Annotated in this window: 26 protein-coding genes; 8 read left to right on the forward strand and 18 right to left on the reverse strand. The window is 60.5% G+C overall.

Features of this window, described 5'->3' with window-relative positions; translation table 11 throughout:
- Positions 1-103: 103 nt before the first annotated feature.
- From LOY52_RS12385 to LOY52_RS12425, 9 genes are all read right to left on the reverse strand, one after another.
- Complete coding sequence (locus LOY52_RS12385; RefSeq protein ID WP_007964938.1) at positions 104-334, reverse strand: hypothetical protein; 231 nt, start codon at positions 332-334, stop codon at positions 104-106.
- A 70-nt stretch (positions 335-404) separates the two neighbouring features.
- Positions 405-2,030: an ATP-binding cassette domain-containing protein gene (locus LOY52_RS12390; protein WP_258679662.1), complete on the reverse strand. Its 1,626-nt coding sequence runs from the start codon at positions 2,028-2,030 to the stop codon at positions 405-407.
- 145 nt (positions 2,031-2,175) lie between these two features.
- A complete protein-coding gene (locus LOY52_RS12395; protein WP_258679663.1) occupies positions 2,176-3,204 on the reverse strand; it encodes a DNA topoisomerase IB in 1,029 nt (342 codons plus the stop codon).
- Between the two features lie 69 nt (positions 3,205-3,273).
- Complete coding sequence (gene modC / locus LOY52_RS12400; protein WP_258679664.1) at positions 3,274-4,353, reverse strand: molybdenum ABC transporter ATP-binding protein; 1,080 nt, start codon at positions 4,351-4,353, stop codon at positions 3,274-3,276.
- Positions 4,354-4,356: 3 nt separating this feature from the next.
- On the reverse strand, positions 4,357-5,037 hold the full coding sequence (gene modB, locus LOY52_RS12405) for a molybdate ABC transporter permease subunit (protein WP_003225407.1): 681 nt from the start codon (positions 5,035-5,037) through the stop codon (positions 4,357-4,359).
- Positions 5,038-5,805 carry a molybdate ABC transporter substrate-binding protein gene (gene modA, locus LOY52_RS12410; protein ID WP_258679665.1) on the reverse strand — a complete coding sequence of 256 codons (768 nt, stop codon included), beginning with the start codon at positions 5,803-5,805 and terminating at the stop codon, positions 5,038-5,040. It lies immediately after the preceding gene.
- A gap of 168 nt (positions 5,806-5,973) precedes the next feature.
- Positions 5,974-7,038: a nitronate monooxygenase family protein gene (locus LOY52_RS12415; RefSeq protein WP_258679666.1), complete on the reverse strand. Its 1,065-nt coding sequence runs from the start codon at positions 7,036-7,038 to the stop codon at positions 5,974-5,976.
- Positions 7,039-7,152: 114 nt separating this feature from the next.
- A complete protein-coding gene (locus LOY52_RS12420; protein ID WP_258679667.1) occupies positions 7,153-8,724 on the reverse strand; it encodes a hypothetical protein in 1,572 nt (523 codons plus the stop codon).
- Complete coding sequence (locus LOY52_RS12425) at positions 8,688-9,614, reverse strand: hypothetical protein (protein WP_258679668.1); 927 nt, start codon at positions 9,612-9,614, stop codon at positions 8,688-8,690. Before LOY52_RS12425 ends, LOY52_RS12420 begins: the two co-directional genes overlap by 37 nt.
- 188 nt (positions 9,615-9,802) lie before the next feature.
- On the opposite strand from LOY52_RS12425, the gene LOY52_RS12430 reads away from it, so the two are divergent.
- Together LOY52_RS12430 and LOY52_RS12435 are read left to right on the forward strand one after the other, a co-directional pair.
- Complete coding sequence (locus LOY52_RS12430; protein WP_258679669.1) at positions 9,803-10,786, forward strand: MDR family oxidoreductase; 984 nt, start codon at positions 9,803-9,805, stop codon at positions 10,784-10,786.
- 61 nt (positions 10,787-10,847) lie between these two features.
- Positions 10,848-11,306, forward strand: a complete 459-nt coding sequence (locus tag LOY52_RS12435; RefSeq protein WP_258679670.1) for a GyrI-like domain-containing protein — start codon at positions 10,848-10,850, stop codon at positions 11,304-11,306.
- Here LOY52_RS12435 and ada read toward each other — a convergent pair.
- The 5 genes from ada to LOY52_RS12460 all read right to left on the reverse strand — a co-directional run bounded on the left by ada (position 11,303) and on the right by LOY52_RS12460 (position 14,437).
- Positions 11,303-12,370, reverse strand: coding sequence for a bifunctional DNA-binding transcriptional regulator/O6-methylguanine-DNA methyltransferase Ada (ada, locus tag LOY52_RS12440; RefSeq protein WP_258679671.1), 1,068 nt, complete (start codon positions 12,368-12,370; stop codon positions 11,303-11,305). The genes LOY52_RS12435 and ada overlap by 4 nt on opposite strands.
- Before the next feature lie 86 nt (positions 12,371-12,456).
- Complete coding sequence (gene alkB, locus LOY52_RS12445; RefSeq protein WP_258679861.1) at positions 12,457-13,122, reverse strand: DNA oxidative demethylase AlkB; 666 nt, start codon at positions 13,120-13,122, stop codon at positions 12,457-12,459.
- A 5-nt stretch (positions 13,123-13,127) separates the two neighbouring features.
- Positions 13,128-13,838 (reverse strand): 2OG-Fe(II) oxygenase, encoded by a 711-nt coding sequence (locus LOY52_RS12450; protein ID WP_258679672.1) that lies wholly within the window; start codon positions 13,836-13,838, stop codon positions 13,128-13,130.
- A 95-nt stretch (positions 13,839-13,933) separates the two neighbouring features.
- Positions 13,934-14,104, reverse strand: coding sequence for a hypothetical protein (locus LOY52_RS12455; protein WP_096796544.1), 171 nt, complete (start codon positions 14,102-14,104; stop codon positions 13,934-13,936).
- Between the two features lie 30 nt (positions 14,105-14,134).
- A complete protein-coding gene (locus LOY52_RS12460; RefSeq protein ID WP_024164475.1) occupies positions 14,135-14,437 on the reverse strand; it encodes a DUF1883 domain-containing protein in 303 nt (100 codons plus the stop codon).
- Between the two features lie 212 nt (positions 14,438-14,649).
- On the opposite strand from LOY52_RS12460, the gene LOY52_RS12465 reads away from it, so the two are divergent.
- Both LOY52_RS12465 and LOY52_RS12470 read left to right on the forward strand, forming a co-directional pair.
- The gene (locus tag LOY52_RS12465; RefSeq protein ID WP_258679673.1) at positions 14,650-15,006 is read left to right on the forward strand and encodes a hypothetical protein; all 357 of its coding nucleotides are present in this window, start codon (positions 14,650-14,652) and stop codon (positions 15,004-15,006) included.
- A gap of 72 nt (positions 15,007-15,078) precedes the next feature.
- Positions 15,079-15,309, forward strand: coding sequence for a hypothetical protein (locus LOY52_RS12470; protein WP_258679674.1), 231 nt, complete (start codon positions 15,079-15,081; stop codon positions 15,307-15,309).
- Between the two features lie 3 nt (positions 15,310-15,312).
- Here the strand turns inward: LOY52_RS12470 and LOY52_RS12475 are convergent, their stop codons facing one another.
- Both LOY52_RS12475 and LOY52_RS12480 read right to left on the reverse strand, forming a co-directional pair.
- Positions 15,313-15,600 (reverse strand): hypothetical protein, encoded by a 288-nt coding sequence (locus tag LOY52_RS12475; protein ID WP_007964655.1) that lies wholly within the window; start codon positions 15,598-15,600, stop codon positions 15,313-15,315.
- A gap of 151 nt (positions 15,601-15,751) precedes the next feature.
- Entirely contained in the window at positions 15,752-15,937 is a 186-nt protein-coding gene (locus LOY52_RS12480) for a hypothetical protein (protein ID WP_007964653.1), read from the reverse strand.
- 258 nt (positions 15,938-16,195) lie between these two features.
- Here LOY52_RS12480 and galU point away from each other — a divergent pair, with 258 nt between their 5' ends.
- A complete protein-coding gene (gene galU, locus LOY52_RS12485) occupies positions 16,196-17,035 on the forward strand; it encodes a UTP--glucose-1-phosphate uridylyltransferase GalU (RefSeq protein ID WP_007912230.1) in 840 nt (279 codons plus the stop codon).
- 340 nt (positions 17,036-17,375) lie between these two features.
- On the opposite strand, the gene LOY52_RS12490 is transcribed toward galU, so the two are convergent.
- Positions 17,376-19,124 carry a phosphoethanolamine transferase CptA gene (locus LOY52_RS12490; protein WP_258679675.1) on the reverse strand — a complete coding sequence of 583 codons (1,749 nt, stop codon included), beginning with the start codon at positions 19,122-19,124 and terminating at the stop codon, positions 17,376-17,378.
- Between the two features lie 199 nt (positions 19,125-19,323).
- A complete protein-coding gene (locus tag LOY52_RS12495) occupies positions 19,324-19,506 on the reverse strand; it encodes a DUF6026 family protein (protein ID WP_007964649.1) in 183 nt (60 codons plus the stop codon).
- A 274-nt stretch (positions 19,507-19,780) separates the two neighbouring features.
- Between LOY52_RS12495 and gnd the strand changes: the two genes are divergently transcribed.
- From gnd to LOY52_RS12510, 3 genes are read left to right on the forward strand one after another with little or no spacing between them, the layout of a single operon-like run.
- Positions 19,781-20,761 (forward strand): phosphogluconate dehydrogenase (NAD(+)-dependent, decarboxylating), encoded by a 981-nt coding sequence (gene gnd / locus LOY52_RS12500; protein WP_258679676.1) that lies wholly within the window; start codon positions 19,781-19,783, stop codon positions 20,759-20,761.
- Positions 20,758-22,281: a glucose-6-phosphate dehydrogenase gene (gene zwf, locus LOY52_RS12505; RefSeq protein WP_047598529.1), complete on the forward strand. Its 1,524-nt coding sequence runs from the start codon at positions 20,758-20,760 to the stop codon at positions 22,279-22,281. The genes gnd and zwf overlap by 4 nt, the downstream gene beginning before the upstream one ends.
- On the forward strand, positions 22,278-23,084 hold the full coding sequence (locus LOY52_RS12510; RefSeq protein ID WP_258679677.1) for an HAD family hydrolase: 807 nt from the start codon (positions 22,278-22,280) through the stop codon (positions 23,082-23,084). The genes zwf and LOY52_RS12510 overlap by 4 nt, the downstream gene beginning before the upstream one ends.
- Positions 23,085-23,179: the final 95 nt, after the last annotated feature.

Raw genomic sequence — 23,179 nt, forward strand, 5'->3', positions numbered from 1 at the left:
AAACCGTTGAGAGGCAGCAAACAGCCCGCGGGCTGCGAGCTCTCTGCCGTTGGGGCGCTGGTCCGTCAGCTGCTTTGAGTATAGACCCCGCCTGTCAATTGCATCAGCCGGCCGATTGTCGCGCCGGCAGCGGCGAGCTGGCCGCGTTGAGCCGTCGGCATTCGCGTCGGGCATCTTCCTCAAGATCGTAGCCATCGCCGATGAAGCCGCCGGTGCGGGTGTCATTGATCCGAAACCAGCTGCTGGCCTCAGCGGGTTCATGTTGGCTTTCCCCGGCGCGGCGACCGTGAATGATGATCTTGTTGCAGCGTTTTACGACAAAGATGTCTTCCATGGCGTCACCACAGCAAATAGGTGTCAGATCAACTATAGAAGCCTTGGCCAATCGTGCAAAAAATAGCCAGTCAGTTCGTCGGTTGCAGCCGCCATTCTGTGGCATCCCAATCCAGACGATGCGTCGGTTTCAACGCCTGTAGAAACTCAGGATCGTGGGAAACCGCGACAATTGCGCCGGGAAACGTCTGCAATGCCTGCTCGAAAGCCTGAACCGATGTCAGGTCCAGATGATTACTCGGCTCATCGAGCAGCAACAGTTGCGCAGGCGTCTTGCCCCACAACGCCACAGCCAGCGCGGCTTTCAAGCGTTCGCCACCACTCAGTGACGCGCTCGGTCGGGTGACCCGTTGCGCGTCCAGTTGCAGATGAGCCAAATGCCCGCGCAATGCACTTTCACTCAACGGACTCTGCAGCGCGAGCAATTGCTCGATGACGCTGAGACGATCATCCAGCAGCTTCAAATGCTGGTCCAGATAAGCCACGGGAACATGGGTGATGCATTCGCCGCTGGCGGGATGCAATTGGCCCGCGAGCAACCTGAGCAACGTCGATTTACCGCAGCCATTCGGACCATTGACGGCGACGCGCACGGGCCCGCTCAGCGCGAGATTAAACAGTTGCGCCGGCAACCATGGCACACACGCATCAATCAGCGTACAGACCCTACGCGCAGCAGGCACTGCGCTGCCGGGCAGGTTCATCAGCACCACATCGTCCGGGAGTACTTTGGCATAGGCATCGCGCACCTGCGCATCGAGTTCGAATTTGCGCTGCTGATGACCATGACGCACCTGGCCCATGATCTGCCTCGCGGCGCCTTTCAGGCCGGCGCGTTCGAAGCCCGAGACGTTGGCGGTTTTGGCATTGCGCAGTGAGCGGGCGGCATGCCGCTGGATGGTGTCGTGCTCGTTTTGCAAGCGCTGCTGCTCGCGCCGGCGCTCGGTTCGGCTTTGATCCAGCGTCGCTTGCGCCGCCGCCTGCTGGATCTGTCGTTGCTGCCGGTAAGCGGAAAAATTGCCGCCGTACACCGTGACACCCAGCGGCGTCAGCTCGACGATACGCTGCATGCGCTCAAGCAATTGCCGGTCGTGACTGACGACGATCAATCCGCCGCGCCAGCGTTCCAGTTCGCTCATCAACCAGTCGCGGCCGGGGCCGTCGAGATGGTTGGTCGGCTCATCCAGCACCAACAGGCGCGCCGGACTCAGGAACGCCCCGATCAACGCCAGCCGCGCCTGCTGACCGCCGCTCAGCGGTTGGGTCAGATCCGTGGGAGCAATGTCCGGCAGACCGGCGTTATCCAGCGATTGGCGCAGGCGTTCGGGCAGATCCCAGCGCTCGCCGAGGATATCGAAATCTTCCGTCGCCGCCTCGCCAGACTGCAGCCGTTGCAATGCGCAAAGAGCGGCCGCGGTGCCCGTGGCGTCGGCCACGGTCTGTCCCGCTTCGGTGGTGAATGTTTGCGCTACATAGGCCAATGGAACCGAACACGTCACGCTGCCGGCAGTCGGTTGCAAGTGTCCGGCAATCAGCTTGGCCAGCACACTTTTACCGAAGCCGTTGCGCCCGACGATGGCGGTGTGGGTGTGATCGAAATGCAGATTCAGGTCGTTGAAAATCGTCTCGCCATTGGCGAACTGAAAAGTCGTTTGATTCAGCGAGACGAGTGCAGGCGTACGCGAGACGTGAGTCATCGGCACCTCCGAAAAATGTCGTGAAGACTGACAGGCGCTATTCAGCGCGTGTCGCGATTACATTCTCAGAAGGCTTGATTGTTCACTGTCTGCGGTCGTCCGGAAGGGGGAAAGGTGGCTAGCCTAGTTCACCCATCCAGCGCGATCAAGACGCGTCCATCATTTGCTCGAGAAACATCGCCAGCGCCACTTCCTCGGAACGCAAGCCCTTGCGCACCCGCGGGCGTGGCAGTTCGGCCAGCGCACCGAGCAGGAAACGCTCGACCACGGCCGGATGGATGTAGCATTTGCGGCACACCGCCGGGGTGTTGCCCAGCTGTTTGGATACGCTCTTGACCATCTCCACCACGTGCCGTTTCGCCTCGGCTTCCGACTCCCATTGCAGTTCGCGCAATACCGCAAGGGCCAGTGCGCTGCCGGCCCAGGTGCGGTAATCCTTGGCGGTGAAGTCGGCACCGGTGAGGGTTTGCAGGTAGCTGTTGACGTCGTGGGAACTGACGGTGTGCCGCTCGCCGTGTTCGTCCAGATACTGAAACAGATTCTGTCCGGGGATTTCCAGGCAGCGCTTGATGATGCGCGCCAGGCGACGATCCTTGACGGTGATCTGGTGTTCGATGCCGCTTTTGCCGCGAAACTGGAACAGGATCGCGCTGCCGTTGACCTCGACATGCCGGCTGCGCAGGGTGGTCAGGCCATAGGAGCGGTTGTCCCGCGCGTATTGGGTATTGCCGACACGAATCAGCGTGGCGTCGAGCAGCGTGATGACCGTGGCCATGACTTTGTCGCGGCTGAAGCCGGGGGCGTCCAGCAGGGTTTCGAGCTGTTTACGCAACTTCGGCAGCGCCAGGCCGAACTCACGCAAGCGCGAGTACTTGTCGGCATCGCGCACCTCGCGCCAGCGTGGGTGATAGCGATACTGCTTGCGGCCCCGGGCGTCGCGTCCGGTGGCCTGCAAATGGCCACGCGGATCGGCGCAGATCCAGACATCGGTGTAGGCCGGCGGCACTGCCAGCGAATTGATCCGTTTGATCTCATCAGGGTCGGTAATGCGCTGCCCGGCCGGATCGAAATAGGCGAACTTGCCGCGCAGCTTTTTACGGGTGAGGCCGGGTTGAGTATCGTCGACGTAATGCAGGTCGGGCGGTAAGACGTCGGCTAGTGCGGTGTCGGGCATGGCGGTGTCCTTGGCGAATCGCTCTGTTACAGCGATTGACCGCGCGCCGTGGCCGTCGTGCCAACCAATTCAGGCGAGCACGGCGACGGCCTTGATCTGCGCCCATAAATGCTGGCCCGGGTGGATGCCGAGCTGATCCCGGGAAAACCGCGTGATCCGCGCCAACAGCGGTGTGCCGCCGGCATCCAGACGAATCAGCACATGCGCGGTGTTGTCCGCCGCCAGCTCGCTGACCACGGTCACCGGCAAGCGGTTGAGGATGCTGCTGGCCTCGCTGTTGTGCAGGGCCAGACTGATGTCGCGGGCGTGCACCTTGCAGCGCAGGGCCTGACCGACCGTCATCGGCGCGTGAGTCACACGGATGTTCATGGCAGTCGCCGGCAATTGCAGACTCAGCAACTGGTACTCGGCATCGTAGGCGCTGACCTGGCCTTCGATGATCACCCCGGCGTCGTCGCCCAACGCCATTGGCAGGTCCAGCCGGGCAAGGGTCTCGCCAATCGGGCCGCTGGCCAGGGCCTTGCCGTCGCTGAGCAGCACCAGATGATCGGCCAGGCGGGCCACCTCGTCCTGCGCGTGGCTGACGTAAAGCACCGGGATGTCCAGCTCGTCGTGCAGACGTTGCAGGTACGGCAGGATTTCATTTTTACGCTGACTGTCGAGGGCGGCCAGCGGCTCATCCATCAGCAACAGTTTTGGGCTGGTCAACAGCGCGCGGGCGATGCCGACACGTTGGCGTTCGCCGCCGGACAGATGCTGCGGATGACGCTCCAGCAGATGGCCGATGCCCAGCAGCTCGGTGGCTTGCGCCATGTCGACCCGGCGCTGAGCCTTGGTGATGCGTTTAAGGCCAAATTGCAGGTTGGCCAGCACTGACAGGTGCGGAAACAGACTGGCTTCCTGGAACACGTAACCGATTGCACGTTTGTGCGGCGGGACAAAAATCCGCCGTTCGCTGTCCTGCCAGACTTCGTCGTTGATCGTGATAAAGCCCTGTTCAGCCCGCTCAAGCCCGGCGATACAGCGCAGGCAAGTGGTTTTGCCCGACCCGGAATGACCATACAGCGCAGTCACGCCACGCCCCGGCAAATGCAGATCGACATCCAGGCTGAAACCCGAATAAGCGATTTTCAGACGTGCATCAATCATCGATCAGCTCCAGCCCGCGCGGGTCTTGCGGCTGGAGTAGAGCGCCAGCAACACCAGAAACGAAAACACCAGCATCGCCCCGGCCAGCCAGTGGGCCTGGGCATATTCCATCGCCTCGACATGGTCGTAGATCTGTACCGAAACCACTCGGGTCTTGTCCGGAATATTGCCGCCGATCATCAGCACCACGCCGAATTCACCGACGGTATGCGCGAACCCGAGGATCGCCGCCGTCACGAAACCGGGGCGGGCCAACGGCAGGATCACGCTGAAAAAAGTGTCCCAGGGATTGGCGCGCAAGGTCGCGGCCACTTCCAGTGGGCGGGTGCCGATGGCGGAGAACGCGTTCTGCAACGGTTGCACCACAAACGGCATGGAATAAATCACCGAACCGATCACCAGCCCGGTAAAACTGAAGGTCAGCGTGCCCAGACCCAGCCATTGCGTGAAGTGGCCGAGAAAGCCATTGGGCCCCATCGCCAGCAGCAGATAAAAGCCGATCACGGTCGGCGGCAGTACGAGGGGCAGGGCGACGATTGCGCCGATGGGGCCGCGCAGCCAGGAACGGCTGCGCGACAACCACAGGGCAATCGGAGTGCCGACGACCAGCAGGATAGCGGTGGTCAGGGACGCCAGTTTCAGGGTCAGCCAGATCGCCGCGAAGTCGGCACTCGTCAGCGACATTTACAGCTGATAACCGTAGGACTTGATCACCGCAGCGGCTTTCGGGCCTTTGAGGTATTCAACCAGCGCTTTGGCGGCGGCGCTGTCTTTGCCTTTGTTGAGAATCACCGCGTCCTGTTTGATCGGGTCGTGCATGCTCGCTGGAACGATCCACGCCGAACCGCTGGTGACCTTGCCGTCCTTGTAGATCTGCGACAGCGCGACAAAACCCAGTTCGGCGTTACCGGTGGACACGAACTGGTAGGCCTGAGTGATGTTCTGGCCTTCGACGATCTTGGCTTTAGTCGCCTCGGTCAGCTTGAGTTTTTCCAGCACTTGAGTGGCGGCCAGACCGTATGGCGCGGCTTTCGGATTGGCGATGGACAGGTGCTGGTATTCATTTTTCTTCAGGACTTCACCTTTGGCGTCGACATAACCGTCTTTCGCCGACCACAGGGCCAGAGTGCCGATGGCGTAGGTGAAGCGCGAACCCTTGACGGTGTCGCCTTCTTTTTCCAGTTTTTCCGGCGTGGTGTCGTCCGCCGAGAGGAACACTTCGAATGGCGCGCCATTCTTGATCTGGGTATAGAACTGGCCAGTGGCACCGTAGGCGGCAACCAGTTTGTGCCCGGTGTCTTTTTCGAAATCGGCAGCAATTGCCTGGATCGGCGCGGTGAAGTTAGCGGCAACCGCCACTTGCACTTCATCAGCCTGAGCGACACCGAAGGCGAATACCGAAAGCAGGGTGGCCAGGCAGGTTGGGGCAAAACGTGGGGCACGAATGGTCATGTAACAGCTCCGTTATGGGCGAGTGCAGAGGGCAGTTATTGTTGGAGGTGGACTGCACCGATGCGAAGGGTGAAACGCTATATAGCGAAATATATAGCGAAATGCCGCTAAACAGGAAGTGCTGTTGTATACAGGATAAGGCTGCACCGTGCCTCATCCTGTATCGGATCAGCGCCGGACCAGTTTTGCCAGCGCGCCTTGCGCCAGTTCCCGGGTCAATTCGGCGCTGCTCAGCTCCTTGCCCAGCGGGAAAGCCTGGCCGGCCCAGAGGTTACTGAACTGCGCTTCGCTTTTGGCCCGTAGCGGCATCAGCGCTCCGCCCGCCAGCGGGAACGCCGGGGCTTTCGGTGACATCGGGCCGATTTCGCGCATCACCCGATTGAGAATGCCGCGAGCCGGGCGCCCGGTGAACAGGTTGGTAATCGCGGTTTCGCTTTCCTTGGCGGTGCGCAGCGCTTGGTGATGGGAGGCGCTGACTTTCGCTTCCGGCGTGAACAGGTACGCGGTGCCAACCTGCACCGCCGATGCACCCAGCAGCAACGCCGCCGCCACCCCGCGCGCATCGGCAATGGCGCCGGCAGCGATCACCGGCACCTTCACCGCATCGACGATCTGTGGCACCAGCGCAAAGGTGCCGACTTGGCTGCTCAGGTCATCGCTGAGAAACATCCCGCGATGCCCGCCAGCCTCGTAACCCATGGCGATGATCGCGTCGCAACCGTTTTGCTCAAGCCACACCGCTTCATCGACAGTGGTGGCGGACGAGAGGATTTTCGCACCTGTGGCCTTGACCCGATCCAGCAGGGATTTCTCCGGCAGACCAAAGTGAAAGCTCACCACCTCGGGACGAAACTCTTCGAGCACGGCGCACGCTGCCGCATCGAATGGCGCCCGGTTGGAAACCGGTGTCGGTGCGTCGAAATCGACGCCCAATTCGCGGTAGTACGGCTCCAGCAGGTTTTTCCAATCCTGTGCGCGTTGCTCATCGGCGGCCGGTGGCTGGTGGCAGAAGAAATTGACGTTGAACGGCTTTCCGGTGTGCTCGCGAATGGTCTTCAGCTCTTCGCGCAACTGCTCGATGCTGAGCATTGCGGCAGGCATCGAACCCAAGCCGCCGGCGTTGCACACGGCGACCACCATGGACGAGTTCGTGGCACCGGCCATTGGGCCCTGGATGATCGGCAGTTCAATGCCAAGCAGGTCAAGAATGCGAGTGTCAGGCCATTGGCTCATGGAAGCGATTCTCCGAACGATGAAACGGGGCAGGGACGGCAGAACCGGTTTTTTAACAGCAAAACCGGACTCAGGGCCAGTGCGAATTTTCCGCGTACGCAGAGTCGTGCGCCGTCAGCGTCGATGAAAACCGCCGCCACCGCCGCCACCAAATGAACGGTTCATGACTTGCGAGGAGTTGTGAAAGTTGTTGGTGCGCTGGTTGCCGAAGTTGCGCGCGGCCGATTCGCGATTGAGGTTTTGCAACTGCGCATTGTTGTTGACCGGTGCCGTGCGGTTCGGGCTGCCCTTGACCATCGATTGCCAACCATTGTCGGTCTTCTTGTAGACGTTGCCATCGTGCCCGGCGTAGACGTTGTCACCCACTCGCGCGGCGCCGCCGTTGCGTCCCTTGACGCCAGCATATTGTGTGGTCTTGTCGGTGTTGGGGTTGTACACCGCACCACGATTGGCGCTGATCTGGGTGCCATTGCGAGCGTTGCCTGCGGTCACCCGTCCACCGGCGATGGCGCCACCGTTTGGGCCGACCACCTCACCGCTGCGCCCGGCCGCATAATTGCCGTTATAGACATTGTGTACGGCCCCGCGCTGGCCCGCCGCCGCAATGCCGGTGCGTGAGTTGTAGGAGGAACCGACCTGGCCGGCCCAGCGATTGCCGGTCCAGGCGTTGTATCCGGCGCCATAGCGACTCACCGTCGCGCGGTCGCCCCACTGCCGATAAATATTGCCGGTGGTGCCAGCCCAACCACCGGGCCCCCAGGCCACAGCTCCGCCGCGATAACCATAAGCGGCGCCACCCCAGGCCAGTGGCGCCGGATACAGGCGCGGCCCCCAGGCGTAACCCCAGCCATAATTGCCCCACCATGGATAAGCGCCCCAGCCCCAACCCATCGCCACGGTGTTGCCGCCCCAGCTCCAGCCGAAGCCGAAACCGAAGGTCCAGCCGGTCCACGGTGTGTAGCGCATGGCGACGCCGAAACCGTAGGTCACCGGTGGCCCGTACCAGACGCTGCCGACCCACGGCGTGTACGGATAACCGGTGCCGTAGACCACCACGCCGGTGGCCGGATCCAGATTCGACCCTTGATAACCCGGGGTATAGCCGACCACCACGGTGTCGCCGCTGGACTCATAGACTTTGACGTAGGTCAGGTAATGCATCGGCGAACTCGGCGGGATCGAATAGATCACCGCCGGCACCGAACTGGCCACGCTCCATGGTCCGTTCACCGAGGTGGCGCTGAACCAGATACCGTTTTCCACCGCATACCAGCTGTCGTTGTCGACCCGGATGATCGGCGTCGCGCTGTTGACCACGTACTGCAGGGATGTGCTGTTGATTGCCTTCAACTGTGGCTCGCCATCGAACTGCGGTGCGGTCATTTTCACTGCGCTTTTCTTGATCGCCGAGGTTTGCGGGATGGTCGCCGCGATCGCGGCTTCCTTGGCCTGTGGCGTGCCGGCGACCGAGGCCTTGACGTTCTCTTTCGGGCTGTCATCCGGGATGTTGGTGAAATCTGTCGGCAGTTTGTCCGCTGGGGTAAACGTCCATGGGCCGCGCAAGTCGGCAGCGCGAAACCAGCGCCCGGAAATCAGCACGTAACTGTTCTGGTCGCCGATTTCCTTGAAGATGTGCCCGGTGGTGTTGCTCACGTAGAGCAGATGGTGCCCTGAATTGGCAGCCACTGCGCTGCGCCGTCGGTGACGATCAGCTCGGTGGGCGTGGTGGCGATGAAAATTTTCGGCTGCGGCGGTTTGGCCAGGTTTGGGACCTTGTCTTTCGGATCACTCTGCCCGGTCAGCAGATCGACCTGACGGCTCTGGATCGCCGCCTGTTTGGCCTTCTCCAGATCGGCCGATGGTGCGGTCAGACGCGTGTATTCGCCGCTGAGGCTGTCAGCGGCCATCCAGCCATCGAACACATGCAGGTAGTGCTTGCCCTCGGCGTCCTTGAGCAATAGCGGGCGGGTGTTGATCACCCGTTGCAGCGCGGTGCCATCGACCGCCCGGTACACGGCGTCGCCATCGATGTAGACGAGCAGCGCCGGAAACTCGGAACTGAGGATCGTCGGCGGGGTGTTTTCCAGTGGCGCGCTGTCGGCTTTCTGCTCTGCCGACAGCACGCCGACGGCGGCTTCGAGTTGGTCGAGGGAAATGGTTTTCTTGCGACTTTCGGCATCTTTCTGCAGCGCGCCGAGCCAGACGTCGGCCTGACCGGCGTCGGCAGGGAAGTCGGCCTTGATGATCTTGTACTGATCCAGTGCGACCCAGCGCGTGGCCTTGTCGACCAGCGTGTGCGCGCTGAACTGGACGATGCCGAAGGTGGGTTTGCCGTCGGCGCCGGTGGCTTCGACGGCAGCCCGGGCACTCAGGGTGTAGCCATCCCAGCTGTCGAGTTGCGGCTGGTAAACAGTCAGTTTGGCTTTGCCGCTGGTGATCACTTGCGGCCACGTCGGCGCGCTCGGGGCAGCGTCGGCAGCGACAGGTTTGCCGGCGGTAGCCGGGGCCGCCCAAGTGTCGCCAACGGTCAGCAGGCACAGCATCAGTATCGCAAGCAACGAGCGCGGGTAAGACATTGTCAGCTCCATCGACAGGGCCGCTTTCAGCAGGATGGCAGCGAAAGCACGACCGTCGAAAAAGCATAGCCGCCCGCTTCACAATTACCGGGCGGATTCGCGAATTGGCGCAAAGTCGAGTGGGGCAATGTGTTGCTTTGTGTTATTCCAGGGCACGAGGATTTGAATCCATTGATTGAGAGGCAGCCATGTTCAACGGCATTTTGATCGACAAAGACGACAGCGGTTACCGCGCCAGCCTGCAGCAGATCAACGAAGCGCAGTTGCCTGAAGGCGACGTGACGGTGAAGGTCGCGTACAGCACGCTGAACTTCAAGGACGGTCTGGCGATTACCGGCAGCAGCCCGGTGGTGCGCAAGTTCCCGATGGTGCCGGGGATCGATCTGGCAGGCACGGTCGAAGTCAGTTCGCATCCCGACTACCAGGCCGGTGACCAGGTGCTGCTCAACGGCTGGGGTGTGGGCGAGAGTCACTGGGGTGGGTTGGCGCAAAAGGCGCGGCTCAATGGCGACTGGCTGATTCCGTTGCCCAAAGCCTTTACCGCGGCGCAAGCCATGGCCATTGGTACCGCCGGCTACACGGCGATGCTGTGCATTCTGGCGCTGGAGCGTAACGGCGTGTCCGCGGATCAGGGCGAAGTGCTGGTGACTGGCGCCAATGGCGGAGTGGGCAGTTTCGCCATCGCCTTGCTCAGCAAACTCGGTTATCGCGTGGTGGCATCCACCGGTCGGGTGTCGGAGCATGAGTACCTCAAGCAATTGGGCGCCGGCGAGATCATCGACCGCGCAACCTTGTCGGAACCAGGCAAACCGCTGGCCAAGGAACGCTGGGCCGCAGTGATCGATTCGGTTGGCAGTCACACCTTGGCCAACGCCTGCGCCAGTAGCCGCGCCGAGGGCACGGTGGCAGCCTGCGGTCTGGCCCAGGGCATGGATTTTCCGGCGTCGGTGGCGCCATTTATTCTGCGCGGCGTGACGTTGGCCGGGATCAACAGCGTGACCCAGCCAAAGGCACGGCGGATTGAGGCCTGGGAGCGTCTGGCCGAGGATCTGGACTTCGCCCTGCTGCCCTTGATCAGCCATGAAATCGCCCTCAGCGAAGTCATCGATGCGGCGCCGAAGTTGCTTGCCGGACAGCTTCGCGGCAGGGTTGTGGTCGACGTCAATCGCTGACAGAGTAGGCGTCATTGCGGCCCTGTGTGGCCGCACTTCTATACAGGGAGCCGCAATTTCGATGGATTTGAAACGACAGCAAATCGACGCCTTCACCGTTGCCGGCCTGCGCGTGCGCACCACCAACGCCGCCGAGCACCAAGCCGAAACCGCGAAAATCGGCCCGATGTGGGGTCGTTTTTTCGGCGAGGAATTGGCCGAAACCATTCCCGGCAAGTCAGCCCATTCGCCGATTTATGGCGTGTATTCGGCTTACGAGTCGGATGCTTCGGGGGCGTTTGACGTTACCGCTGGCGTTGCCGTGAATGCTTCAGTCAAAGACTTCGAGTCCGTGCGGATCGAAGCGGGCGAGTATCTGGTGTTCGAGGCGCAGGGGCCGTTGCCTGACGCGGTCATCTCGACCTGGGGAAAGATCTGGAAGTTTTTTGAGCTGAATCCGCAGATTCAGCGCCGTTACGCCACGGACTACGAGGCCTATACCGGCCCCGAGTCAGTGGCGGTCTATATCGGCGTCCACTAAGGCTGCGTTTCGCGCTCCAGCAACTGGCGCTTACGCTCCACGCCCCAGCGATACCCCGACAGATTGCCATCGCTGCGCACCACGCGGTGGCAGGGAATCGCCACGGCCAGACGGTTGGCGCCGCAGGCTTGCGCCACGGCGCGCATGGAGGTCGGCGCGCCAATTCGCTGAGCGATCTCCGCGTAACTGGCGGTGCGACCCACCGGGATTTCCCGCAACGCCTGCCACACCCGTTCCTGAAATGCGGTGCCACGCACATCCAGTGGCAAGTCGAGGCCCAGCGCTGGCGCTTCGATGAAACCCACCACCTTGGCAATCAACTGCTCGAAGCCGGCATCGGCGCCAATCAGGTTGGCCTGACGGAACTGATCCTGCAGATCGCACACCAGTTGATGCGGGTCGTCACCCAACAGAATCGCGCACACGCCGCGCTCGCTTTGCGCCACCAGAATCGCTCCGAGCGAACATTGGCCAACGGCAAAATGAATGTCGTTGTTGCGTCCGGCAGCGCGGTAGTCGCCGGGTTTCATGCCCAGCAGTTTGTCGGCTGACTCATAAAAGCGGCTGTTGGAATTGAAACCTGCGTCGTACAACGCGTCAGTCACCGAGCCACCGTCTGCAAGCCGTTCACGCACCCGGCGCGAGCGGTGCGCCGCTGCGTAGCCTTTGGGCGTCAGGCCGGTAGCAGCCTTGAACACGCGATGAAAATGGAAGGGGCTGAGGCCGGCGACCTCGGCGAGTTCATTGAGCGCGGGCACTGTTTCACTCGACTCGATCTTCCGACAGGCCATCGCCACGGTCGCGGCGTGCTGGCTGGCGACTTCAGTCTGATCCTTGCTCGTGCGTTTGCTCGGACGGTAACCCGCCGCTTCGGCGGCTTCGGCATTGTCGAAGAACTCGACGTTCTGCGGCTTGGGCAAACGCGAAAGGCTGCTGGGGCGGCAATAGATGCCGGTGGTTTTCACCGCATAGACAAACTGCCCGTCGGCCCGCGGGTCCCGTGCAACGACGGCAGCCCAGCGTGGATCGGTTTCAACGTTGATGATGGGCGAAAGCTTTTTCATGGCGAGTAGTCCGTTGACCTGTTTGATTCAGGTTAACCAGCAGCAATGTTGGTAACACTCCGGGCCTTGCGGTCAAACTTTTCAGATCACCCGGCGACACGAAAGGTCAGGTTGACCCGGCGTTCGCCCAACTGCGGATGGCGCCCGGGCTTGATCGGCAACACACCGTGAAAACGCAGGCGATCGACCCCGCCCCAGACCACCATGTCGCCGTGCAGCAGAGGAATGCGCTGGCTCTTGTCGCTGCGCAAAAAACCACCGAACAGGAACATCGCCGGCAACCCCAATGACAGCGACACGATTGGCGCCGCGTAGGCATGCTCGTCTTTGTCCTGATGCAAAGACATTTTGGCCCCGGGGACATATTGGTTGATCAGGCAGGAGTCTGAATGAAAGTCGGCAAATCCAGCGCGCTGTGCTGCTTTGCGCGCCAGTTCTGACAACACTTCTGGCATCGCCGGCCAGGGCTTGCCGGTCAGCGGATCCACGGTGCTGTAGCGATAACCGCTACGGTCGGTGATCCAGCCCAGCGTTCCGCAACTGCTGGTGCCCACCGACATGCTGAAACCGCCCGGGGTCATCATGTGGCGCAACGGTGCTGCGGCAACAATGGTATCCAGCGCGGGCAGCAGTCGGTCTACAACCGGCAGGGCGAAGCCGCGCAACACCCACGATTGTTCGCCGATCTGCTCGGCGCGGGGTTGTTGCTCGGGTTCGTGGTCGGCGAACAGGTCAAAGGTGGTCGGGTGCATGGTGTTCATGATGCGTCGTGAAAGATGATGCCCAGAGTATGCCGATTTCCGCTGTGCAGGCGACTGACGCCGTGACGCATGGTCACTCGATAGTCGCGGCGAGTGCCGCTGACCGGTCGCTGGTTGACCGCGAATATAACCGCGTCACCCTTGTGCAGATCCACGACGTGCGGGCGCGACTGCATACGTGGACGCTGCTCGGTCAGGATGAACTCGCCACCGGTAAAATCCTCTCCGGGCTGCGACAGAAGAATCGCCACTTGCAGTGGGAAAACCAGTTCTCCGTACAGATCCTGATGCAGGCAGTTGTAGTCCTGCGGGCCGTATTGCAACAGTAATGGCGTCGGCCGCAGTTGGCCAGCAGCCTGACAGCGCTGCACAAACTCGGAATGGGTTGCGGGAAAGCGTACAGGCACGTTCATGCGTTCGTACCAGCGGTTGGCCAGTGGCACCAGGCGCGGGTAAAACGCAGTGCGCAGACGTTCGATGGCTGTCGGCAGGGGATAGCTGAAGTACTTGTATTCCCCGCGACCGAAACCGTGGCGGGCCATGATGACCTGCGAACGAAACGGTTCGGTCTGCGAATACAGGGCGCTCAAGCGTTCACAGGTTTGCGCCGACAGCAACGAGCGGACGATGGCATAGCCATATTGATCCAGATGCTGTTCGAGGCTTGCCCAATCGAGCGCATCCAGCCGAGACGGGGACATTGACATGCTGACTCCTGAACCCTTTGGTCGAGGCTGTCAGTCTGGGCAAATACCGGCGGCAGAACACTCCGCCGCTTGCGGTCGAATCCCCGAGTGTTGCGTTACAGGGCTTTGCTGACGGCGATGTCGCTGATCACGTCTTCGGTGGTGCCATGGATGGCGTCCAGTGCGGCCTTGGCCTCTTCGACGGTGCCGTTTTCCAGTTGCGCGAACTCGAAACGGCGTTCGCCGTTGAGCTTGTATTTGATGACGTATTTGGTCGTTTGGGCCACGGTCGTGCTTACCTTTGTGTCAGGGGCGACTCAGCTCAGTTTGGAGCTGGAGCGGCGGATGATCTTGATCGAGTGGGTCAGGGTCGGCTTGCGCGTGACGCTGATGGCGCGACGGTTGACGGTGTCGATGGTGATGTTCCAGAAACCGGTGCTCGGCGCGGTGATGCGCGCAGGAAACGTGTCGAAAGCGCCGCCGTGGTAGGTGTGGCGGCCGCCGTTCTTGAACGCACGGAAGTTGGCGTCGTTCATCAAGCGGATGTTGCAGGTTTGCGAGCATTGGATGACGACGATGTCGTCTTCGTTGAGGTGCTCGCGCTGGTGAATGAATTTCATGGGCGCCTCCAGAAGGGCTTTTTCTACTAAATCAAAACGATAGCATGTGCGATTGGCGCAGTTTATCAGCCCGAACGGGTTATTATCCCGCCGTCGAGCGCTGCTTTGACAATTAAAAACAGTTATTCGCGATTCCATGCGGGTTTAATGGAGTAAGCCTCGGAGAAAAATGGCATTACTGCTGTCCGAGGGTCTTTATGGGAGGTATTTGTATGAAGTGGGGTGTGGTGTGTCTGCCGTTGATGTTGGTCATGGGTGGTTGCGCAAGTGTTTCCGAAATCAACGAAACCTTGCCCACCATGAGCGTGATTTCCGGCAAGAAACCCCATGAGTATGCTCAGTGCCTGGCCGACAAGCTTGCCAACAGCCGCGGCGCGCTGCAGATGCAGCCGCACAAGGATGGCGTGCGAGTGATTGTTCCCGGGAAATTTTCCACCGGCGCGGCTGCGGTGTTTGATATCGAAGACCGCTCCGGCGGCAGCAGCATCAAGCTGCATGAGCGGATGTCCAATGTGCCGATTCGTCCCCGTGACGTGCAAAACGCCGCCAATGCCTGTATTTCCGGCTGATAGAATAACGGCCATCAGCACCGATGCCGTCACAGTCTTGCTGTGACGGCATTTTCATTTCTGGAGTCGCGCATGAAGCGAGAGCAAGTACGGGAACGGCATGCAGAGGGCCTTATCTCTGCCACGCATGTGATTCAAAATCCGGCGAACTCGGGCGAATGGATCGTGTTTTTCAAGAAGAGCGCCGGTCGCAGCTATTTTCTGGTGGACGATAACGACGAAGTCGAGTCCTTTACCCGGCTCGACGACCTGATCGAGATCGTGCGCGGACTCGGGATCAAGTTCGCCGAGATCCACATGTAGGGTCTATTTGCAGACCACCACCACGCTGCGATTCTTGTAGTTGCCGACGTCGACCCCCAGGGTCTTGTCGCTTTCCTTGGGCGCCGGCGTGCCGTCGGTACCGACGATGCGATAGCCGGTGCCGGCGCAGGAGGCGTCAGCCTTTTCGTAGCACGTAGCCCAGGAGTTGGCTTCCCCGGAGCAGTCGATGCTCAAGCCCTGTTCGCCGTTGTTCAGGTAGGTGGTTTCCGAGGTGGCACAGCCACCGAGGGCCAATACCGCGATCAGCGGCAGCATTCTGTTCATGTTCATAAGTGTGTCGTCTTCAGCGAGGGAGGGGCTAAACGCTCTGACAGCGCCAGCATGAAAAGGTTATAGCGATTGGCCACTTGTTTTCATAATGCTGCGATCGGCCACAAAAAAGCCCTGCACAAGGGCAGGGCTCGGCATGTGTCGCAACAGATCAGTCCTGATCTTTGCCACGGCGTTTGGACGACGCAGGGGTATCAGTGAACACCGACGCTACATCAGTCGCCAGCTGCTCGCTGTCGAAAGGACCGGCGATGTGTTCGCCATTGGTAGTGGTCAGGTTCCACTTGCCGTCTTTCTTGTCGATCACATACCCGTTGATGATTTTTACCGCGGCCATCTATCTGTCTCGTTCGCTGGTTCAAAGGCGCCATGATACCGACAAATCCTCACATTGGGGGATGATGAGCGTATGGTGATGCAGCGCATTTGCGTGTTTGAGCTACTCTGATTTCGCTGGTCGAAGTCGCCAACGGAACTATCGGCGAGAATATTTCTCTATGTTGGCATCGGTTAGCCAGTGCGGGGCATTGTAAGGTGCACGCCGCCTGATTAGACTGCGCCGAAACTCGTACACACAGCCCTTTCAAGGACTTATATGATCAAGAAATGCTTGTTCCCAGCAGCCGGTTACGGTACTCGCTTCCTGCCAGCGACTAAAGCCATGCCCAAAGAAATGCTGCCGGTGGTAAACAAGCCACTGATCCAGTACGGCGTTGAAGAAGCTCTGGACGCTGGCCTGACTGAAATCTCGATCGTGACCGGTCGCGGCAAGCGCGCACTGGAAGATCACTTCGACATCAGCTATGAGCTGGAAAACCAGATCAAAGGCACCGACAAGGAAAAATACCTGGTCGGCATCCGCAAGCTGCTGGACGAGTGCTCGTTCTCCTACACCCGTCAGACCGAAATGAAAGGTCTGGGCCACGCGATCCTCACCGGTCGCCCGCTGATCGGTGACGAACCGTTCGCCGTGGTACTGGCGGACGACCTGTGCGTCAACCTCGAAGGCGACGGCGTACTGACCCAGATGGTCAAGCTGTACAAGCAGTTCCGCTGCTCGATCATCGCCATTCAGGAAGTCGATCCGCAGGAAACCAGCAAGTATGGCGTGATCGCCGGCGAGATGATCCGCGACGACATCTACCGCGTACACAGCATGGTCGAGAAGCCTAAGCCGGAAGACGCGCCGTCGAACCTGGCGATCATCGGTCGTTACATCCTGACCCCGGACATCTTCGACCTGATCGAACAGACCGAGCCAGGGAAGGGCGGTGAAATCCAGATCACCGATGCCTTGATGAAGCAGGCCCAGAACGGCTGCGTCATGGCCTACAAGTTCAAGGGCAAGCGTTTTGACTGCGGTGGCGCTGAAGGCTACATCGAAGCCACCAACTTCTGCTTCGAGAACTTCTACAAGACCGGCAAGGCTTACTGATAGCGCCGGATCTGCAACGTGAAGGGTGTGAATGCACCCAAGCGAATACACCCACAAACGCCCCGACTTGTTCGGGGCGTTTGTTTTTGTGCCGGGAAAAGCCTTGAGCCCGGCGGCGAGTTTTACTGACGCCCTCTGGGCGCGCTGGCTGCTTTTTCAGGGAAGAAGATACGGCGAGCCTGCTGGCTGCTCCGATTTTCCTCAGGCGGCACAGCAGAGCCCCGTAATAGCGGGCATCCTGTCCGCCCAAAACGAAAAAAGCTCCGTATCTGGCGATACGGAGCTTTTTCTTTATGCGTTACGCCGGTTGCGATCTCTCGAAACCGGCGCCTTCCAGGCGTTACTGCTGCACGATATTCGCTGCGGCAGGGTCGACCTTTTTCGGCTTCATCAGGCTGAAGTCGATCAAGGCGCGCTGCTCGCGTTCGTACGGGTTGCCGATCATCAGCGGACGCGGTTTGAAGCTGTCACTGACAAGGCTCTTGCTGCGGTCCAGTTCATCGAAACTCAAACCGGCCATGTCCGCCCAGGTGTGGATCAGGTGCGAGCTGCTGTACGGCCGGCCCAGGTCGGCGGCGAAGTTCCAGTCGTGGTTCTCGCGCCATTTCGGCGACGCCCAGGCCATGAACGGAATGGTGTACATCGGCGCGGTCGGTTTGTTCTCGTTACGGCCGAGGGTGTTGTGGCCGGCCGAGTCGAACACGTCTTCACCGTGGTCGGAGAGGTACAGCAGGAAACCGTTCGGATCGGACTTGGCGTAGTCCTTGATCAGGCTGGACACCACGAAATCGTTGTACAGCACGGCGTTGTCGTAGCTGTTGTAGGTCGGCACCTGATCGTCACGTACGCCGGCCGGCACGCCGGTACGGTCCTGGAACTTGTCGAAGGTCGGCGGATAACGGTACTGGTAGCTCATGTGAGTGCCGAGCAGGTGCACGACGATCAGCTTGCGCTGTGCCGGGTCGGTCAGCGCCTTGTTGAACGGCTCGATCACGTCACCGTCGTACTGCGCGGCGTTCTGGTTGCGGTTGTTGTTCAGGTACACCTGCTCGTCGGCCTGCTCGGAGAAGGTCGTGAGCATGGTGTTGCGCTTGGTCATGGTCTGCTGGTTGGTGATCCAGAAGGTCTTGTAACCGGCCTGTTTCATCATGCTGACCAGCGACGGCGTGGACAGGTACAGATCAGGGTTTTCTTCATCGGCGAAGGTCAGCACCTGCTGCAGCGCTTCAATGGTGTAAGGGCGCGGGGTGATGACGTTGTCGAATACCGCGAGCTGATCCTTGAGCTTGTCCAGTTCCGGGGTGGTATTGCGTCCATAGCCGTACAGGCTCATGCGCTGACGGTTGGTCGACTCGCCGATCACCAGCACCAGGGTCGAGGGTTTATCGGCGTCGGCAACTTTCAGGTTATGCAGCGGCGGCACCTTGCTGGTGCTGTGCAGCATGTCCTGCATGCCGGCCAGAGTGTCGAGGTAGCGGTGGTAAGCCACCGCCATCTGCCAAGGCACGGCTGGCTCGATGCGGTCTTCGAACTTCTCGAAACCGCCGGCGAAACTGCCGGTACGCTGGGTCTGTTTGATCAGCGGGTAGCCGACTACGGCGAAGATGATCGCGATCGCGGCCACGAACGCGCGGCCACGAGGCATGTACACCGGGCGCAGGCGGGTCCACAGGAAATAGGCGAAAGCGGTATGGGCGAGGAACGCCGGGATCATCCACCAGGCGAAGTACTGCGTCATGTACTCGCCGGCTTCAGAGATGTTCGACTCGAACATGATGAAGATGACGCTTTGCGAGAATTCCTGCTGATAGATGAAGAAATAACCCAGGCTGGCCATGGAGCAAGCCCACAGGACTACGCCGATCAGCGCGGCAAGCAGTTTGGTGCGTTTGGGAAACGCCAGCATCGGGGCGAGCCACAGCGCGCTCATCACGAATGCCTGACGGAAACCGCTGAAACCGGAGGTGCCGGTCAGCTGGATCAACAGTTGGGTGATGCCCGAGAAATACCAGAAGAAAGCGAACAGCCAGAGAACCCCGGCCCAGTCGAAACCTGTCGCAGTCGTTTTGCTGCGTTTGAACAATGCCATTCAGCACTCCAGCTCATCGTCACTAACCACCGCCGGAACGCTACATCAAACCGACGAACGGAGGCCGCGCGCAAACGCACGGCCAGAATGCGCCGGAGTATCACCAAGGCAGTGTGAAAACTTCGTTAGTTGCCGATCAGGGGCAGGAGAGCATCATGTCGGGAACGACAGGCGCCGTTCCCGAAGCTGGCGGGGCCGGTCAGGCGTGCGGATGGCGCTGGACCACCGGCAGAGGTTTGGGCTGAGCGCCCTGGGTCAGCGAGCGCAGCTGCGCCAGCTCCTGCTTCAACTGGTCGCGCTCGTCTTTCAACTGGCGCAATTCATCGCGACGGATCGTGACGTACAGGGTTTGTGGCGGCATTGCTGTGTGTACTGTGCCCATTGCTCACCTCGCAAATGGCGTGTCTCAACTGCAAATCGTCCCCGCGTCGGGGCTACTGACTTGCTATCGGCGCCAATTTTGATTTCTTTTGCCCGTGAATGGAACTTTTTTATTTTTCATGGTCGGTGTGTCTTCGGCAGGATTCGGGGCGTTATCAGTCTGGATCGGGCACAATGCCCGGAAACTTCATCGCAACGCTCTGGACTAACCTCCATCAGTCGCGTTGGGCTATAACCAATGACACACATTTATTTGTAGTAAGGAGCATCAGCACATGCAACTCGGGATTATTGGACTGGGCCGCATGGGCGGCAATATTGCGCGACGTCTGATGCTCAACGGTCACACCACCGTTGTTTACGACCGCAATACCGCTTTCATCGATAACCTGGTCGCCGAGGGCTCCACCGGCGTTGCCGACCTGCCCGCTCTGGTGGCAGGCCTGGCCAAGCCACGTGCGGTATGGGTCATGTTGCCGGCCGGCGCGCCGACCGAAGACACCATCAACGCTTTGAGCGACTTGCTGGAAGCCGGTGACACCATCATCGACGGCGGCAACACCAACTATAAGGATGACATCCGCCGGGCGAAAACCCTGGCCGAGAAGGGCCTGCACTACATCGACGTCGGTACCTCCGGCGGCGTCTGGGGCCTGGAGCGCGGCTACTGCATGATGATCGGCGGCGACGCCGAGACCGTGAACCGTCTGGACCCACTGTTCGCAGCGCTGGCGCCGGGTATGGGCAACATTCCACGCACCAAGGATCGCAAGTCCGAGGATCACCGCGCCGAGCACGGCTACATCCACGCCGGCCCTGCCGGTGCCGGGCACTTCGTGAAGATGATTCACAACGGCATCGAGTACGGCATGATGGCCGCGTTCGCCGAAGGCTTCGACATTCTCAAGACCAAGTCCAGCGAGCGTCTGCCGGAAGATCAGCGTTTCGACCTGAACGTGGCCGACATCGCCGAAGTCTGGCGCCGTGGCAGCGTGGTCTCGTCCTGGCTGCTCGACCTGACCGCCGACGCACTGGCCAGCGATCCGAAACTCGACGGCTTCTCCGGTTCGGTGGCTGACAGCGGCGAAGGTCAATGGACCATCGAAGCGGCCATGGAGCAGGCGGTGCCGGTTCCGGTGCTGTCCAACTCGCTGTTCTCGCGCTACCGCTCGCGCGGTCAGGGCACTTTTGGCGACAAGATTCTCTCGGCCCAGCGCTTCGGCTTCGGCGGCCACGTGGAGACACCGAAGAAATGACCCATACGATCCGCAGAAAATCCAAGGCAGAACCCGCACCACCGACCACGCTGTTTCTGTTCGGTGCCCACGGCGACCTGGTCAAGCGCTTGCTGATGCCGGCGCTGTACAACCTCAGTCGCGACGGCTTGCTTGACGAGAATCTGCGGATCGTCGGCGTTGATCACAACGCCATTACCGATGAGGCCTTCGCGCAAAAACTCGAAGACTTCATCCGTACCGAAGTGGCGGCGAAAGTCGGCAAGGGCGATCAGATGCTTGATCCGGCCTTGTGGGCCAAGCTCGCCAAAGGCATCAGCTACGTCCAGGGCGACTTCCTGGACGACAGCACTTATTCCGCGCTGGCGGCAAAAATTGCCGACAGCGGCACTGGCAATGCGGTGTTCTACCTGGCCACCGCGCCACGCTTTTTCAGTGAAGTGGTACGCCGTCTCGGCGCCGCCAAGTTGCTGGAGGAAACCCCGGAAGCATTCAGAAGGGTGGTGATCGAGAAGCCGTTCGGCTCTGACCTGCAAACCGCCGAAGCGTTGAACGCCTGCCTGCTCAAGGTCATGTCCGAGAAACAGATCTATCGGATCGACCATTACCTGGGCAAGGAAACCGTGCAGAACATTCTGGTCAGCCGGTTCTCCAACAGCCTGTTCGAGGCCTTCTGGAACAACCATTACATCGACCACGTACAAATCACCGCCGCTGAAACCGTCGGCGTTGAAACCCGTGGCAGTTTTTACGAGCACACCGGTGCGCTGCGTGACATGGTGCCCAATCACCTGTTCCAGCTGCTGGCGATGGTCGCCATGGAACCGCCGGCCGCATTTGGCGCTGACGCCGTGCGCGGCGAGAAGGCCAAAGTGGTCGGCGCGATCCGCCCGTGGAGTGTTGAAGAGGCGCGAGCCAACTCGGTACGCGGTCAGTACCGCGCCGGCGAGGTCGACGGCAAAGCGTTGAATGGCTATCGCCAGGAAGCCAACGTGGCGCCTGACAGCAACACCGAAACCTACGTCGCGCTGAAAGTCATGATCGACAACTGGCGTTGGGTCGGCGTGCCGTTCTACCTGCGCACCGGCAAGCGCATGAGCGTGCGCGACACCGAGATCGTCATCTGCTTCAAACCAGCGCCGTACGCACAGTTCCGGGATACCGAGGTCGACGAGTTGCAGCCGACCTATCTGCGCATCCAGATCCAGCCCAATGAAGGCATGTGGTTCGACCTGCTGGCCAAGCGGCCGGGGCCGGCGCTGAACATGGCCAACATCGAGCTGGGTTTTGCCTACAAGGACTTCTTCGAAATGCAGCCGTCCACCGGCTACGAAACGCTGATCTATGACTGCCTGACCGGCGACCAGACGCTGTTCCAGCGTGCCGACAACATCGAGAACGGCTGGCGCGCGGTGCAACCGTTCCTTGATGCCTGGCAACAGGATGCGAGCGTGCAGACTTACGCTGCCGGGGAAGACGGCCCACAAGCCGCCAATGATCTGCTGACTCGCGATGGTCGCGTCTGGCATGGTCTGGGATGAGTGAGTCGATCCGTTTTTTACTGAGTGACATGGACGGCACGCTGTTGCTGCCCGATCACAGCCTGAGCCAACGCACCATCGACGCCGTTCGTTCGCTGCGCGAGGCCGGCGTGTTGTTCAGCCTGGCCACCGGGCGTCCACCCAAAGCCATGTTGCAGCAGATCGAAGCCTTGGGTGTCGATCTGCCGACCGCCGCCTTCAATGGCGGCACCATCGTCAACCCGGATGGCAGCCTGTTGGTGGCGCATTACCTGCCGGTGCCGACCGCGCTGATTGCCCTGGCGTTGTTTGCCGATCAGCCGGATGTGGAAATCTGGGTGTTCAGCGGTGGCGACTGGTTGCTCAAGGATCCGCACGGGCCGATGGTGCCGCGCGAACAGCACGGTCTCGGTTATCCGCCGGTGGTGGTCGAGAGTTTCGAGCCGTACCTGGAGCGCATCGACAAGATTGTCGCCACCAGTAACAACACCGATTTGCTGATTGAGCTTGAGGCGCGCCTGTTGGCCAAGGTCAGCGGCATGGCTCAGGTCTCGCGTTCGCAACCGGTATATCTGGACGTGACAGCGCTGGAGGCCAACAAGGGCACCGCACTGGCGACGATTGCCGAGCACCTTGGCATCCCGCTGCAACAGACTGCGGCGATTGGCGATGGTGGCAACGACCCGGCGATGTTTCACTGCGCGGGATTGTCGATTGCCATGGGGCAGGCGGAAGAGGCGGTGAAGCGTCAGGCTGACGTGGTGACCGCGCCAAACACTGAAGACGGTGTGGCGCAGGCAATCGAGAAGTACATCCTCCAGTAACACCTGTAGGCGCTGCCGCAGGCTGCGATCTTTTGATCTTGTTTTTTATGCAGCAAGATCAACAGATCGCAGCCTTCGGCAGCTCCTGCATGAGA

Origin of the sequence: Pseudomonas sp. B21-051 (assembly GCF_024748795.1) — a bacterium.
GTDB lineage: Bacteria > Pseudomonadota > Gammaproteobacteria > Pseudomonadales > Pseudomonadaceae > Aquipseudomonas > Aquipseudomonas putida_A.